At 72.8% G+C, this 14940-nt stretch carries 8 protein-coding genes; 5 read left to right on the top strand and 3 right to left on the bottom strand.

Annotation, left to right across the window (positions count from 1 at the left end; all coding sequences use genetic code 11):
- Positions 1–635: 635 nt before the first annotated feature.
- On the top strand, positions 636–2729 hold the full coding sequence (locus tag ACFWY6_RS23380) for an asparagine synthase-related protein (RefSeq protein ID WP_361828063.1): 2094 nt from the start codon (positions 636–638) through the stop codon (positions 2727–2729).
- Positions 2730–2821: 92 nt separating this feature from the next.
- Positions 2822–6238 carry a BTAD domain-containing putative transcriptional regulator gene (locus ACFWY6_RS23385; RefSeq protein WP_384693537.1) on the top strand — a complete coding sequence of 1139 codons (3417 nt, stop codon included), beginning with the start codon at positions 2822–2824 and terminating at the stop codon, positions 6236–6238.
- A gap of 40 nt (positions 6239–6278) precedes the next feature.
- On the opposite strand, the gene ACFWY6_RS23390 is transcribed toward ACFWY6_RS23385, so the two are convergent.
- Positions 6279–8171, bottom strand: coding sequence for a sigma-70 family RNA polymerase sigma factor (locus ACFWY6_RS23390; RefSeq protein WP_384693540.1), 1893 nt, complete (start codon positions 8169–8171; stop codon positions 6279–6281).
- Positions 8172–8385: 214 nt separating this feature from the next.
- Positions 8386–9162 carry a TetR/AcrR family transcriptional regulator gene (locus ACFWY6_RS23395; RefSeq protein ID WP_266864851.1) on the bottom strand — a complete coding sequence of 259 codons (777 nt, stop codon included), beginning with the start codon at positions 9160–9162 and terminating at the stop codon, positions 8386–8388.
- Between the two features lie 376 nt (positions 9163–9538).
- On the opposite strand from ACFWY6_RS23395, the gene ACFWY6_RS23400 reads away from it, so the two are divergent.
- Complete coding sequence (locus ACFWY6_RS23400) at positions 9539–10897, top strand: NAD(P)/FAD-dependent oxidoreductase (protein ID WP_384693543.1); 1359 nt, start codon at positions 9539–9541, stop codon at positions 10895–10897.
- A 142-nt stretch (positions 10898–11039) separates the two neighbouring features.
- Positions 11040–12680 carry a SpoIIE family protein phosphatase gene (locus tag ACFWY6_RS23405; protein ID WP_384693546.1) on the top strand — a complete coding sequence of 547 codons (1641 nt, stop codon included), beginning with the start codon at positions 11040–11042 and terminating at the stop codon, positions 12678–12680.
- 17 nt (positions 12681–12697) lie between these two features.
- Here ACFWY6_RS23405 and ACFWY6_RS23410 read toward each other — a convergent pair whose 3' ends face one another.
- A complete protein-coding gene (locus ACFWY6_RS23410) occupies positions 12698–13972 on the bottom strand; it encodes an MFS transporter (RefSeq protein WP_384693557.1) in 1275 nt (424 codons plus the stop codon).
- Between the two features lie 122 nt (positions 13973–14094).
- On the opposite strand from ACFWY6_RS23410, the gene ACFWY6_RS23415 reads away from it, so the two are divergent.
- Positions 14095–14643, top strand: a complete 549-nt coding sequence (locus ACFWY6_RS23415; RefSeq protein ID WP_384693548.1) for a MarR family winged helix-turn-helix transcriptional regulator — start codon at positions 14095–14097, stop codon at positions 14641–14643.
- The last annotated feature ends 297 nt before the right edge of the window (positions 14644–14940 follow it).

Below are 14940 nucleotides of genomic sequence, written 5' to 3' on the forward strand. Positions count from 1 at the left end.
CCCCCAGGGGCAGCGGCGATCGTGACGACGACCTCCGTGGCCCGGAACCTCGGCCGCAAGAGCATTTGGCCGAGCCCCCAGGTATATGCCTCCGCGAAAACATCAGCACACACAGCGTAGTTCGCCGCATCCCAAGCGTTAAGAGGCCCAGTTCCGGATGGCGAGATTGTTGCCGCCAGGGAAGAGCGGGGGTGCCGGGGTGTGCTCCGGGTGTGTGGCCGTGCGCCTGCGTGTGCGCTCTTCACCGGCCATAAGGGGAGCGCTTCCATGGATGGTGCGTGGGTCGGCCCGCTGCGCTGGAGTCAGTGGGCTGGGGGACACCGCCGCCTCCATCCCCGCGGGCGGCGGACCGGTCCGGGGGGCGAACTCCGCCTCCCGGACTGAGTGTTGCGTTTGACCGTTCCCCCGCGCGGGCGCCCATCGACGATTTGGCCGAAAATCGCCTCCCCGGAGGCCGGGGCAATTCGCCCACACGCAAGGGGAAGGGCGTTGTTGAGCCCTTCAAGTACCGCTCCCTCCAGGGATATCAAGGGGAGCGCGAGCAGCCCCGTAGCCACTCCCGCGCGCCTCCTTCGTGGCAGCATGGGACCCCAGTTCTTCGGTGCACTGGTTGTCCACAGCCTGTGGAGGCAGCGATGCGGTGGTTGGTGGGGTGGAGCAGCACTGCCGCGAAGCCTTCGACGGTCGGTTCGGCCGGGGCCACCGGTGAGAACGGCGAGACCGTCCATCCCGTGGGTTCCCAACTCCTGTGGGGCGACCCGGATCCGCTCTGGGCGGTGGGGGACTGGCGCCCCGACGAGGTGCGCACGGTCAAGGCCGACGAGCAGACGCGGATCGCGGTGCTCGGCACCTGCGGGGCCAGCGACGAGGAGCTCAGGGTCGGCCTGTTCGCCGCCCGCGGCGGCGCCCTGCGGCACCTGACCGCCTGGTCCGGCAGTTACACGGCGGTCGTCCAGGTCGGACGCCGCGTCATGGTCGCCGGCGACCTCGCCGGCGCGCGCCCCGTCTTCTACACCCCGTGGGCCGACGGCACCGCGTACGCGACGGCCGCGCTGCCGCTCGCGGACCTCATCGAGGCCCACCTGGACATCGGTCACCTCGCGGCGCTGCTCGCCGCCCCCGACGTACCGGAGGCGCTGCAGGACTCGACGCCCTACCAAGGCGTGCGCCGCGTGCCGCCGGGGCACGCGCTGATCCTGCGCGCGGGCGCGCGGGAGATCGCCGGGTACGAACCGGTGGCGTCCCTCGCGGTCGCGGCGCCGTCGGCCGACGAGACCAGCGCCGTGGACGGCGTGCGCGACGCGCTCGTGGAGGCCGTACGCGCCCGTCTCGGCGCCCCGCGCCACGTCCCCGGAACGGGACCGGACATCGATCCGGGCCCCGTGCCCGGCATGGGCCCCGCCGAGCGGCGCGCGGCGCGCGGGATGCCGGTGCCCGGCATCGGCGCCGACCTCTCCGGAGGACCCGCGTCCGGCACCCTAGCCCTGCTCGCGGCGGGCCTCCCGGGGATGCCCGGTACGGTCCTCGGCCACGGCACGGGCGCGGGGGAGCGGCTCCTGGCCGTCACCTTCAACGACCTCGCGATCAACGGCCGGGAGGCCGAGCTGGAACGGGCCGGGGCCATCGCGGCCAACCCGCGCCTGCACCACGTGGTCGTCGCCGCGGGCGAAGAGGCCCTCCCCTACGCGGACTTGGACGGCCCCCTGACGGACGAGCCGAGCGGCGCCCTCGTCACGGCCCAGCGGCACCGCGCGCGGCTCTCGTCCGGCAGCGCGGACCACTTCACGGGGTACGGCGCACGGCAGGTCATGGACGCGCATCCGGCCCGCCTCGCCGACCTCCTGATGGACCGCAGACGGCGCCATCTGGTGCGGCCCGTCGCGGCGCTCGCCAAGGCGGACGGCTCCGTCATGGTCCCCGCGCGGGTGTACGGCGCCGCGCGCAAGCTCTCCCGGATGCCCTACCGCGCGGGCGTCGACTCGCTCGCCGACCGCCTCCTGCAGCGCCGCTTCGACGAGCCGGGCGGGGCCGTGGGGGCGTCGCTCGCCGCACTCGCGTGGGCCAGACCCGGACCCGCCGCGCGCTGGCTGACCGGCGAGGCCCTCGCTGAAGTATCGGTTCGCCTCCACGACACGACGGGCCGGCCCGGGGCAGGCCCCGGCCAGCGGCCCGGTGAGTTCCGCGCCCGTGCGGCGCTCGCCCGGCACGCGGCGGACCTGCGCATCCTGGAACAGGCCGCCGAGGTCCGCTTCCAGCGGCTGCACGCGCCCTTCCTGGACAACCAGGTCGTCCGGGCCTGCCGCGCGCTTCCCGTGGCCCTGCGCGTCCAGCCGGGGGCCCGTGCCGCGATCCTGCGTACGGTCCTGGAAGGCGCCGGAGTCGCCGAACTGCCGCCCGGCTGGGGAGCTCCCTCCCACGCGTCGTCCGCGGCCGCGGCACGGACGGGCCTGCGGGTGGCCGTCGACGACCTGATCGCCCTCTTCGACACGCCTCTCCTCGCCCAGGCGGGCCTGGTCGAGGCCCGCGTGGTCCGCAAGGCCCTGCGGTCGGCCGCGGAGGGCGAGCCGCTCCCCCTGGACGGCCTGGCAGAGCTGGTCTCCACGGAACTGTGGCTCCGCCGCCTGCTGTCCCGCAGGGGGACGTGCTGGACGGGGACGCCCGCTCGGCAGCGGGCGGTGCCTACGGGGAGCGTGGTGCCGCAGCGGGGGGCGTTGGGGGCGGGGCGGTAGCCGGGGGCGCCCGCGGCGCGCTCGGGCGCTCGGCGCGCTCGGGGAAAGGAAACCCTCGCGCCTCAACCCACCCCACCGGCGAGAATGACCCCGTGCGGTACAGAATCCTGGGCGCCACCGAGGCGTACGACGAGCAAGGGGCACCCCTGCCCGTAGGGGGACGACGGCTCCGTGCGCTGCTCGCGGCCCTCGCCCTCAACCCCCACCGCACCGTCCCCGCGGAAACCCTCATCGCCGAGGTATGGGCGTCGGACGAGCCGCCTGCCGACGCCCCCGCCGCCCTCCAGGCCCTCATCGGCCGACTGCGCAGGGCCATCGGCAAGGACGCCATCGCCTCCACCCCTGGTGGCTACCGCCTCACCGCCACCCCCGAAGACATCGACCTGCACCGCTTCGAGCGCCTCGTACGCGAGGGGAAGCAGGCCCTGGCCCGCCACGACCCGGCGGCAGCCTCCCGCACCCTCCGCGAAGCCCTCGCCCTCTGGCGCCACCCCGCCCTCGCCGACCTCCCCGACCGCAGCGCGGCCACCCGCCCCGAAGCGCTGTTCGCCGAGGCCACGCGCGCGCGGGTCGAGGCGGACCTTCTCCTGGGGCACGCCTCCGACGTCGTACCGGAGTTGAAGGAACTCACCACGCTCCAGCCGTACGACGAACCGCTGCACGCCCTGCTCATCCGCGCCCTGCGCGACGCGGGCCGCGGCGCCGACGCCCTGGCCGCGTACGAGCACGCACGCCGCACCCTCGCCGAGGGCCTTGGCGCCGACCCCGGCCCGGAACTCCGGGCCCTGCATGCGGAGTTGCTGGACGGAGGCGCACCGGGCGCACCGGGCGCACCGGGCGCACCGGGCGCACCGGGCACGCCAGGCGCACCGGGACCGCCGCCCACGAAGCCGCCGCGGAAGGGGAATCTCCGCCCCCGCCTGACCTCTTTCGTCGGCCGGGAACCGGAACTCGCCGCCATCCGTTCGGATATGCAGAGAGCACGCCTGGTCACCCTCACCGGACCCGGCGGCTCCGGCAAGACCCGCCTCGCCGAGGAAGCCGCCGCCGGGCATCCGCAGGCCTGGCTGGCCGAGCTGGCCCCGCTCGACCATCCGGAGGCGGTGCCCGGCGCTGTCGTCAGCGCGCTCGGTCTGCGCGAGACCGTGCTGATGACCAGCGAGCTGGTGGCGACGCAGAACGACCCGGTCGCTCTGCTCGTCGAGTACTGCGCCTCGCGCGGACTGCTCCTGATCCTTGACAACTGTGAACATGTCATCGGCGCCGCGGCCGACCTCGCGGAGACGCTCCTCACCCGCTGCCCGGGGCTCACCATCGTCGCCACCAGCCGCGAACCCCTGGGCGTACCGGGCGAGTTGGTCCGCCCCGTCGAGCCGCTGCCGCCCGACCCGGCGCACCGTCTCTTCGCCGAGCGCGCCCTGACGGTGCGCCCCGGCTTCGACGTCGCCCAGGAGCAGGCCGCCGTCGCCGAGATCTGCCGCCGCCTCGACGGCCTGCCGCTGGCCATCGAACTGGCGGCCGCGCGGCTGCGGATGCTCACCCCGCGGCAGATCGCCGACCGCCTGGACGACCGCTTCCGCCTCCTGACCAGCGGGAGCCGCACGGTCCTGCCCCGCCAGCAGACCCTGCGCGCGGTCGTCGACTGGTCCTGGGACCTCCTCGGCGAACCGGAGCGGACCGTCCTGCGCGAGGTGTCCGTCTTCGCCGGCGGCTGGGACCTCGCGGCCGCCGAGGCCGTCTGCACCGGGCCCGCAGCCGACCTGACCGGCGCCCTGGTGGACAAGTCCCTGATCGTCGCCGAGCCCACCGCCGATGGCGACATGCGCTACCGCATGCTGGAGACCATCCACGAGTACGCGTCCGAGCGGGCCGCCGAGACGCCCGACCTCAGCGCCGCCGCGGGCCGCCGCCACACCGCGTACGTCCGCGCCCTGGTCGAAGAGGCCGAACCGCTGCTCCGCTCGGCGGACCAACTCCCGTGGATCCAGCGCCTGGAGACGGATCTTGACAACATCCGCGCGGCCCTGCAGCGCGCCGTCGCGTCCCACGACGAGGAGCAGGCTCTGGCGCTCGCCCTGGCCATGGGCTGGTTCTGGTGGCTGCGGAACTACCGCAGGGAGGGCACGGAGTGGATCGACCGCATCCTGCGGCTGATACCCGGGGCGCCCGCCCCCGCCGCTCCGCCTGCCCCTGAAGACGGGTCCACCGCCCCCGCGGGCCCCGCTTTCTGGGCCGTGGCGCAGGCTCCCGGGTCCGACGTCGAGTCCGCCCCCGCCACCCCCATCGCCCCCGCCACCCCCATCGCCCCCTCCCTCCTCGACGCCGCCAAGTCGAGCTTCGACCACGCCCCCGTCGAACTGGACGGCAACGAGGACGCCCTCTTCTGGCAGCGGATGAACCTGCGCCTCCTGCACATCTTCCTCGTGGCGGAGTCCAGGGCCAAGGACGTGCTCTCCGGGGACGGCGACCGCGAGTACATGGCCCGGATCCGGGACGTGCTCGCCCGGCCGGTGCCCGCCGCCGCGCGCTTTCCGGGGCTCATCTGGCCGCTCACCGCGTACTTCCTCGAAGGTTCGGCGCCGGACGCGCGGTCCGCCCTGGACGAGGGGATCGCCAACTGCCGTAGGCACGGCGGGGACTGGGAGATCGCGATCGGCCTGATGTTCCGTACGCACATGGCCGTCGACACGCCGGGCAATCTGACCGGCGTCGACGAGGACCTCGCCGAGCTGCGTGCGCTGAGCGGGCGCGCCGGCGACCGCTGGCTCCGCGCCCAGGTGTCCAGCGCGGCGGGCGAGGCCGCGATGGTCCGCGGCAGGCACGAGGACGCGCGCGCCGCGTACGAGGAGGCGCTGCAGCTCGCCCACGAAGTGGGCGCCCACGCCGAGACGCCGTTCCTGATCGTCCGGCTCGCCGAGATCGCGTACCGCGAGGGCGACCCGGCCGCGGCGGCGAAGGCCCTGCACGAGGCCGGAGTCGAGTCCGATCGCTACGGGGTGGCGGACCCAAGGGCGTTCATGCGGCTCCTGCAGGGGCTGATGGCCCTGGAGGACGGCGACATCGAGCGGGCCCGCGCGATGTGCGACGCGGCGTACGCGGAAGCGGCCCGCGGCACGCCGCCACCGCAGTTCGACGCCGCGCTGCGCGGCTTCGAGGCCCAGGTCGTATCCGCCGAGTCGGGCCCCCGCAAGGCGCTGCCCCTGCACGTCGAGGCCCTGCGCGGCGCGCTGGAGAGCCATTGCGCGGAGGTGGTGATCGCGGCGCTCGTGGACAGCGGGGCCGCCCTGGTCGGCCGCACCGGCGACCATCGGCGCGCCACCCGGCTGCTCGCCTTCGGCACGCGGCTGAGGGGCGGCAACCCGCGCCCGATGCCGGACCTCGGCTATGCCGAACAGATCGAGGCCGAGGCGATCGCCGCGCTCGGCCCCGAGCGTTACGAGACCGAGCGGGCCGCGGGCGGCGAGCTCACCGCGGCAGACGTGCTCGCCGAACTGACCGCGGCGTTCTGACAGAGGCGTTCACTACGTACACAGAGGCGTTCACTACGTACTACGTACAGCGGAACCGCGACTGCGCCCAGTCCGCGAGCGCCCCGGTGTCGAACGGCGAGTGCGGCTCGACGACCAGGCGGATCGTCTTGCGTCCGGTCAGGTCCACCTGGACCGGCACTGCCGGGTCCCCGCCCTTGATCAGCGGCGACCGCCACAGCCGTGTGTTGTCGGCGAAGACGGAGAACCGCACCTTGCCGAGGCCCATCGTCATGTCGTCGACACCGACGAGCGCGTCGTACGACGAGCACTTCCGGTTCAGGTCGATGGTGACCGAGGACTGGCCGTGCACCGTCACGCCGTGGGCGTACCGCGTGTCCGCGACCGACAGGCCGGAGCGCTGCCAGACCCAGCTGCTCTCGCCGAGCCGCATCTCGGGCTTGGTGCCGTCGCCGAGGCCGGCGTACTGCAGCTCGCTCCACTGGTAGACCTTCGGCGCGGGCGGCGGAGGCGTCGGCTCGGGCTTCGGCGGCGTCGGTGTGGGAGTCGGCGTCGGCTCGGGCTTCGGCGGTGTCGGCTTGGGCGTCGGTGTGGGGGTCGGCGTCGGCTTCGGCTTGGCCGCCGGGGGCGGCGGAGGCTTGGGCGCGGGGGCCGGCGGCTCGGGCTTGGGCTTAGGGGGCGGCGGCTTGCTCGGCACGACGGGCTCCACGGCCGGCGGCTTCTCGGCGCTCGGCAGGTCCTTGGGCTTCTCGTCGTTGCCGGCCAGGGCGAGCGCCACGGCGGCCGCAGCGGCGACGGCCACACCCGCGGCGATACCGGCCTTCGCGGGTGCGCCGAGCCCTTCGGAGGCCGCCGCACCGCCCGCCGCGCCACCGGACGAGCCACCGCTCGCCGCCGCCGCGCCGGCCGCACCGGCGCCCGCGGCACCGGCGGCGCCGCCGCCGACGAGCGCGGCCACCTTCGCGTACCCGGCGGCACCGAACCAACCGATGACCGCGATCGGCACGACGCCGGGGATGCCGCTTGCGACTTCCTTGATCTGGCCCGCGGCCAGGCGGCACTTGGCGCACTCCTCCAGGTGCTTGCGCAGGCCGCGCTCGGCCCGGGTGCGCAGGCTGCCGCGCGCGTAGGCGCCGAGCCGGTCGGCGTAGCGCGCGCACTCCTCGTCGGCGGTGAGCGTGGTGCTCACATGCGCCTGGAGATACGCCTCCTTCAGACCCTCGCGCGCCCGCTTGGCCAGCACGCGCGTGCCGTTGGCGTCGAGCCCGAAGAGCGTGGCGACGTCACTGGGGGACTCGTCCTCGATCTCCGTGTGCCACAGCACGGCCTGCCAGCGCTCGGGAAGGCTCCGGAACGCCTGCATGGCCATGGACTGCTCGGCCTCGTGCATCGCGCGCACGTCCGCGCCCAGGTCGAGAGTGTCATCGTCGGACACCTCGGAGCTGCGCGCGGCCTGCGCGGCGAACACCGCGAAGTCCTCGACCAGTTGCTCCCGCTTTGCCGACTTCGTCCATCCCGCGGCGACGCGGCGCACCGTGGTGAGCAGATAGGCGCGCACGGCGTGCTCGGGCCCGCTGCCGCCACGGACGGCCTGCAGCATCCGCGCGAAGACCTCGGCGGTGAGGTCGTCGGCGGTGTGCGCGTCCCGGCAGCACGTGCGCGCGTACCGGCGGACCGCCTCGGCGTGCCTGCGGTACAGCTCCTCGTACGCGCTGTCGTCGCCCGCCCGCATGCGGGCGATGAGGTCGCTGTCGGCCGACGCGCCGCCCGCGGCCGACGTCCAGCCCCGGCCGGGCTCCCGCTGCGGCGGAACGCTGGGATCCGCGCCGCCGGGACTGCCGGGACCGGTGGTGCCGCCACCGCGCCCGCCCTGGCTCGGCACCTGCCGATGGGGCAGCCCGCCGGCCTCTTCGCCCACGGCAGGGGACGACTCGTCCCGCCCGTCACCACTCATCGCGGAAAGCCCCCGCTTGCACACTCAGATCTGGACACCGGGGGATGGCCCCGGACACCCGGAAAGAGTGCCACACGGTCGTGTTCCGGCGGATGGTGATGACCGTCTACCACCCGTCCGAGGTGACTTCGCGCGATCGAGCACTACGGTTCACTCTTTTGGGAAGGCTCAACATCCTTGTGTTTGAACGGAGTTGAGCCCTCCCTCGGGTGAATCACGCCGTGGGGCGCGACCGCAGCCCTTCGAGCAGGATGTCCAGGAGCCGTGAGGAGGCCGCCGCCTGCTGCGCCGCGTCCGGCAGCGAGGGCGCCGCCGTGGCTATCACCAGGAGCACGTCCGAGACGGTCACATCGGCGCGCAGCTCGCCCGCCGTACGCGCCCGCTCCACCAGACGCCCGACGACGTCGAGCAGCGCCACCGCCCCCGGATCGTCCGGCAGCGACTCCTCCGCGGGCGCCGAGCGCTGCTCGACGAGCCGCAGCTCGGGACCGCCCGGCGCCGACTGCCGCTGCTGCGGCACCCGCGCCTCGTCCTCCCGCACACCACCGGCGACTTCGTCGGCGACACCCACCCGCAGCACCTGCGGCGGGAGCAGCCGGCCCGCGCCCGACGCGACGGACGTCCGCAGGAAGCGCGAAAGCGCCGACCACGGCTCGTCCTCCTGACCGAGCGCGGCACGCGCCTGGTCGGTCAGCCGGGCGGTCTCCTCCTCGGCTATCCGCCTGACCAGTACGTCCTTGCTCGGGAACCGCCGGTACACCGTGCCGACACCGACCCGCGCGCGCCGCGCGACGTCCTCCATCGGGGCGCCGTACCCCAGCTCGCCGAACACCTCGCGCGCCGCGCGAAGGACATGCTCGAGATTGCGCTGTGCGTCCACACGCAGCGGCGTCGTACGCGGTCCGTCCCCCATGTCGCGTCCGTTCCCGCTGGTGGCGATGGCCGGTGCCGTCGCCGTCGTAGAAGTCCAGTGAGATTCCTGCATATGCATACGCGTTCCCCCGGTAATGACGTCTCCCCCCGGAGACACTCCCCGTCATTGACTACCGAAGTGTGAGGAGCGAGCCCGGTTCCCGGGTCCCGTTGAACCGGACCCGACGAGCGCATCCCCCGACACCCCGACGACACACGAACATAGTTGAGCCAGAGTCAATTCAGAAGAGGTGGGTTCCGCACGGAGCGCCCCCCGATCGGAGTACGCACCGATTCCGACCCGATTGCACCCCTGTGCCTCACCCCTCTCCCACCCGCTGACCTGCACTCCTGTCGATCGCCCCGGCCAAGCCCCGACGGCGCGTCGCACATCGCGGCCGGTCACACAAATTGCCGAGCCTGTGGACAAACGCCAGAGCTGGGTGCGTCATGGGATGGTGAAGGAACCTGTGCGCATTCTCGTTGTGGGCGGCGGCTACGTCGGCATGTACACCGCGCTGCGCCTCCAGCGGAAGCTGAAGCCGGAGCTGAAGCGGGGCGAAGCGGAGATCGTGGTGGTGACGCCCGAGCCGTATATGACCTATCAGCCGTTCCTGCCCGAAGCCGCCGCGGGCTCCATCTCGCCGCGGCACGTCGTCGTCCCGCTGCGCCGCGTCCTGGACAAGTGCCGGATCGTCATCGGCGAGGTCACGGCGATCGACCACGCCAAGCGGTGCGCCTCCTTCACGACGCTGGCCACCGCGGACGAGGGAGAGGGGCCGGTCGACATCACGTACGACGAACTGGTCCTGGCCCCCGGCTCCGTCTCGCGCACCCTGCCCGTCCCCGGCCTCGCCGACCACGGCATCGGCTTCAAGACCGTCGAAGAGGCCATCGGCCTGCGCAACCACGTCATCGAACAGATGGACATCGCCTCATCGACGCGCGACCCCGCGGTCCGCGACGCCGCCCTCACCTTCGTCTTCGTAGGAGGCGGGTACGCGGGCGTGGAGGCGCTCGGCGAGCTGGAGGACATGGCCCGTTACGCCGCGCGGTACTACCACAACGTCAAGGCCGAGGACATGAAGTGGATCCTCGTCGAGGCCTCCGGGCGGATCCTGCCCGAGGTCGGCGAGGAGATGGGCCAGTACACCGTCCGTGAGCTGCGGCGCCGCAACATCGACGTACGCCTGGAGACCCGACTCGACTCCTGCGAGGACCGGGTCGCCGTGCTGAGCGACGGCGCGCGCTTCCCCACCCGCACGCTGGTGTGGACCGCGGGCGTCAAACCGCACCCGGTGCTCGCCGCGACCGGCCTGCCTCTGAACGAACGCGGCCGCCTGAACTGCACCGCCCAGCTGACCGTGGACGGCGCCACGCACGCGTGGGGCGCGGGAGACGCGGCAGCCGTCCCCGATGTCACCGCCGACGAGCCCGGCAAGGAGTGCGCCCCCAACGCCCAGCACGCCGTGCGCCAGGCCAGGACGCTCGGCGACAACATCGCCGCGTCCCTGCGCGAACAGCCCCTCACGGAGTACACGCACAAGTACGTGGGCTCCGTGGCCTCCCTGGGGCTGCACAAAGGCGTCGCACATGTCTACGGACGGAAGCTGAAGGGCTACCCTGCCTGGTTCATGCACCGCGTCTACCACCTGAGCCGGGTGCCCACCGTCAACCGCAAGTCCCGGGTCCTCGCCGAGTGGACCCTGTCCGGCCTGTTCAAACGGGAGATCGTCTCCCTGGGGTCGCTCGAGCACCCGCGTGCGGAGTTCGAACTCGCGGCCGGGGGCAGAAGCCCGAAGGAGTCCTCCTGACCGGAGGCCGGAACTCCGCGCGCGCCGCCGGCGTCTGACGGATGTCAGTCCGGTCGGCCAGACTGTTCGTGTGACCATGGGCGGGCCAGGACCGCCGGAAATCCCCGCCCGATCCAGAAGCGACATCACGAGGCCTACCGCAGTGAACTTCACGCGCTGGAGCGCCCGGCTCCCCGGAACGCAGCGCCGCGCCGCAGCGCGGACCGACCTGGGGCACTCCCCGGCACGAGCCGAAAGTTCCGTCCCTGCGGCCCGCGCCGAGGGCCGCACGGACGGCCCGTCACCCACGCCCGCCGGCGGCGTCGACGAACTGCCGACCCGCGAGGTGCTCGACCACATCCCGGCCCTGGTCGCCCTGGTGCACGGCCCCGACCACCGCATCGCGTACGTCAACGACGCCTACGCCGCAGCGTTCGGGGACCGCCCCGTCGGCGAACCGGCCCGCGAGGCGCTGCCCGAGCTGGAGGAGCTCGGCCTGCTGCCCCTCCTCGACCAGGTCCTGCGCAGCTCCAAGCCACGCACCGTGAAGTCCCGCAAGGCACCCAGCGGCCGCTCCTACACCTTCACGTGCACCCCCGTAGACGCCCTCAAGGACGGCGGCGTCCTCGTCTTCGCCGCCGACGTCACCGACCACGCGGAGGCCGCCGAGCGGCTGCGCGCCAGCGAGCGCACCCAGCGCGAGACGGCCGTCACCCTCCAGCGCTCGCTGCTGCCCCAGGAGTTGGAGCAGCCCGACGACCTGCGCATCGCCGCCACGTACCAACCGGGCGGCACGGAGGCCGCGGTCGGCGGCGACTGGTACGACGTGATCACCCTCGGCGGCGGCCGCACCGCCCTGGTCATCGGCGACGTCATGGGCCGCGGCGTCCGCGCGGCGGCCGTCATGGGCCAGCTCCGCACGGCCGTTCGCGCCTACGCCCGCCTGGACCTGCCACCGCACGAGGTCCTGCAGCTTCTGGACGGCCTCGCCGCCGAGATCGACGCCAGCCAGATCGCCACGATGGTCTACGCCGTGCACGACCCGAACGAGGGCAGCCTCGTCTACGCGTCCGCCGGGCATCTGCCGATCCTCGTACGGGACGAGAGCGGCACGATCCACCGCGCGGAGGAGCCCACGGGGCCGCCGCTCGGCACCGGCGGCTGGCTGCACACATCGGGCTCCGTCCCGCTCGGCCCCGGCTCGACCGCCGTCCTCTACACGGACGGCCTGGTCGAGCGGCGCAGCGAGGACATCGACGAGGGAGTCGCCGCCCTGGAGCGGGCCCTCGCGGGCGCCACCGGCACACCCCAGGTGGTCTGCGACCGCCTGATCCGCGCCCTGGGGGTGACCGCCGACCACGACGACGACGTCGCGGTCCTTGTCCTCCAGCACCCGGCACGCATGGGCCTGGACGCCGAACTGTTCCGGAACGCAGCCCTGGAGCTGCTCGGCGGCGTGGAAGCGGCGCCACGCGCGCGTGCCTTCGCCACCGGCGTCCTCGCGAGCTGGCGCTTCCCGCCGGAACTGCACGACCTGGGAGTCCTCGCGGCCAGCGAACTGGTCGCCAACTCCCTCCAACACGGCACACCGCCCATGCGCCTTCGCCTGCGCCGCACGGACCGCCGCCTGATCATCGAGGTCACGGACGGCGACGACCACCTGCCCAGGCGCCGCCGCGCGGAGCCCGCGGACGAGGCGGGCCGTGGCATCGCGATCGTCGCGACGATCGCCTCGAACTGGGGCTCGCGGCGCACTCCGGGCGGCGGCAAGGCGGTCTGGTGCGAATTCGCCCTGCCGCGCTGACTTCTTGAGCTGACTTCTTAAGAAGAAGCGGCCGGTACGGGCTCGGGGGCGCCCTGGGCGACCACCCGGCTCTTGGCGAGGGACGGCTGGTTCTGCACCGGCGTGAGCTGCCGGCCGAGCCGGATCGCAAGGACGCTGATGCCGAGCGAGAACAGCAGGAACGTCACGATGTACGGCCCGTGCAGCGAGGCCCCCATCGGCCCGCCCACGGCAGGACCGACCGCGAGCGCCAGCTGCTTCACCAGGGCGAAGGCCGAGTTGTACTGACCGACCATGCCGGCCGGCGCCAGATCGGCGACCAGCGGCGCGACGGTCGGCGACAGCATCGCCTCGCCGAGCCCGAAGAGTGCGTACGTGGAGATGAACGCGGCGGTCGCCATGGCCTGGCTGCCGTGCCCGAGCCCGGCGTACCCGGCCGCGATCCACGCGACGGCCCAGATGAGACCGACGGCGGCGATCACCCGGGACCGCTTGCGGCGCTCGACGAACTTCAGGACGGCGAACTGCGCGATGACGATCACGGCCGTGTTGGCGGCGAGCGCGATGCCGAGCGTCGACGGCGAGATTCCGGCCGCCTCCACGCCGTACGCGGAGAGCCCCGACTCGAACTGTCCGTAGCAGGCGAAGAACAGCACGAACCCCAGCACGCACAGCTGCACCATCGCCTTGTGCTTGAGCAGGGCCCGCAGCCCGCCCCGCGGAGCGTCCTTCGGCAGTGTGCCCTGGAGCGCCGGCGAGTGCGGCAGCCGCACGGTGAACGCGATCGCGGCGAGCACCAGGAACATCGCGGCCTCGATGGAGAACAGCAGAGTGAAGCTGCTCGCCCGGTGCTCGTCGACGATCTGGCCGCCGATGAGCCCGCCGATGCCCAGGCCCAGGTTCTGCAGGAAGAACTGCATCGCGAAGGCACGCGTGCGAGTGCTCGGCGTCGAGCACCAGACGATCATCGTGGCGAGCGCGGGCTGCATGACCGCGGTCCCGGCACCGAGGAGCGCCGCCGAGACGATCGCCGTCACCTCACTGTTCGCGAAGCCGAGGGCGAGGGCCCCCACCGAGGCGACCAGCGCCGCTCCGACGAGTACGGGGAGGGGGCCGCGGCGGTCGATGACGCGGCCGGTGATGGGAAGGACGATCAGCGCGGCCATGGCGAACGCGGCGAGCACGATGCCCGCCGCACCGGACCCCAGATCCCGCACCTGCGCCACATAGACGTAGAGGAACGGAACCGTGAACCCGACACCGAACGCGCTCAGCGCGCTGCCTGCCTGAATGCGACGCATCGCTGCGCCCATCGCCCTGGTCACTTTCACCCACCTTAGGAGTTAGACATGAAGACTTCGAAGCTAAAGTTAGAACCTAAACAATACACATGGAAGGACTTCAACGCCAAGCGGGCCCATGCCATACTGCGGCCATGGGTGACACTCCCGGCCCCAGTGAGCCGACTCTCGACGAGCAGATCGCCGCCTACCAGCGGGAGTTTCAGGACCTCGACCCCCAGGTCGAGGAGATCGTCTCGGCCCTCGGCCGCCTCAACCGCCGTATGAACGTCGCCTACGGGCGGCAGACCGCGACCCTCGGCATCAGCAACGCCGAGTGGGAGGTCCTCAAGGCCCTCGTCCTCTCCGGAGCCCCGTACCAAATGGGCCCCGGCGAACTGGCCAAGCGCCTCGGCCTCACGCCGGCCGCCATGACCCACCGCATCGACCGGATGGTGGCGGAGGGCCTGGTCACCCGGGATCGCGACGAGTCCAACCGGGTACGCGTGATCGTGGAGCTCACCGCGGAGGGCCGCGAGAAGTGGCTGGAGGCCATGCGCCTTGCCACGGTCTTCGAGGAGGACCTCCTCCAGGACCTTTCCCCTGAGGAGCGGGGCGCCCTCGGGGAAGTACTGACCCGCCTCCTGCGCAGGGTCGAGGACGCCCAGCCGGACGCCGGCGGCCGCCTCACCGACCTGGGCTGAGCGCCCCACCTCGGGGTTTGACAGTCACCCAGGCGATCCGTAAGGTTCTTCGGGTTGCCACGGAGCCGTAACGGTTCTGCGACAGCAACTCCCGCCGCTGAGACGCGGCAAACCAAACTCTGCACGACATCCCACCGGGAACGAATTCGGCATGCCCGAATTCATTTCCAGGACTCGATTATGAGTCGCCGGGAAAACCCGCTAGAGTTTGAGACGTCGGAACGGCCCAACAGCCGGGAAGACAAACCCCGCTGACTGGGAATCAGGCCCGAAAGGATCTGATAGAGTCGGAACCGC

The sequence above is a fragment of the Streptomyces sp. NPDC059037 genome, assembly GCF_042740015.1.
In the GTDB taxonomy this organism is placed as follows: Bacteria; Actinomycetota; Actinomycetes; order Streptomycetales; family Streptomycetaceae; genus Streptomyces.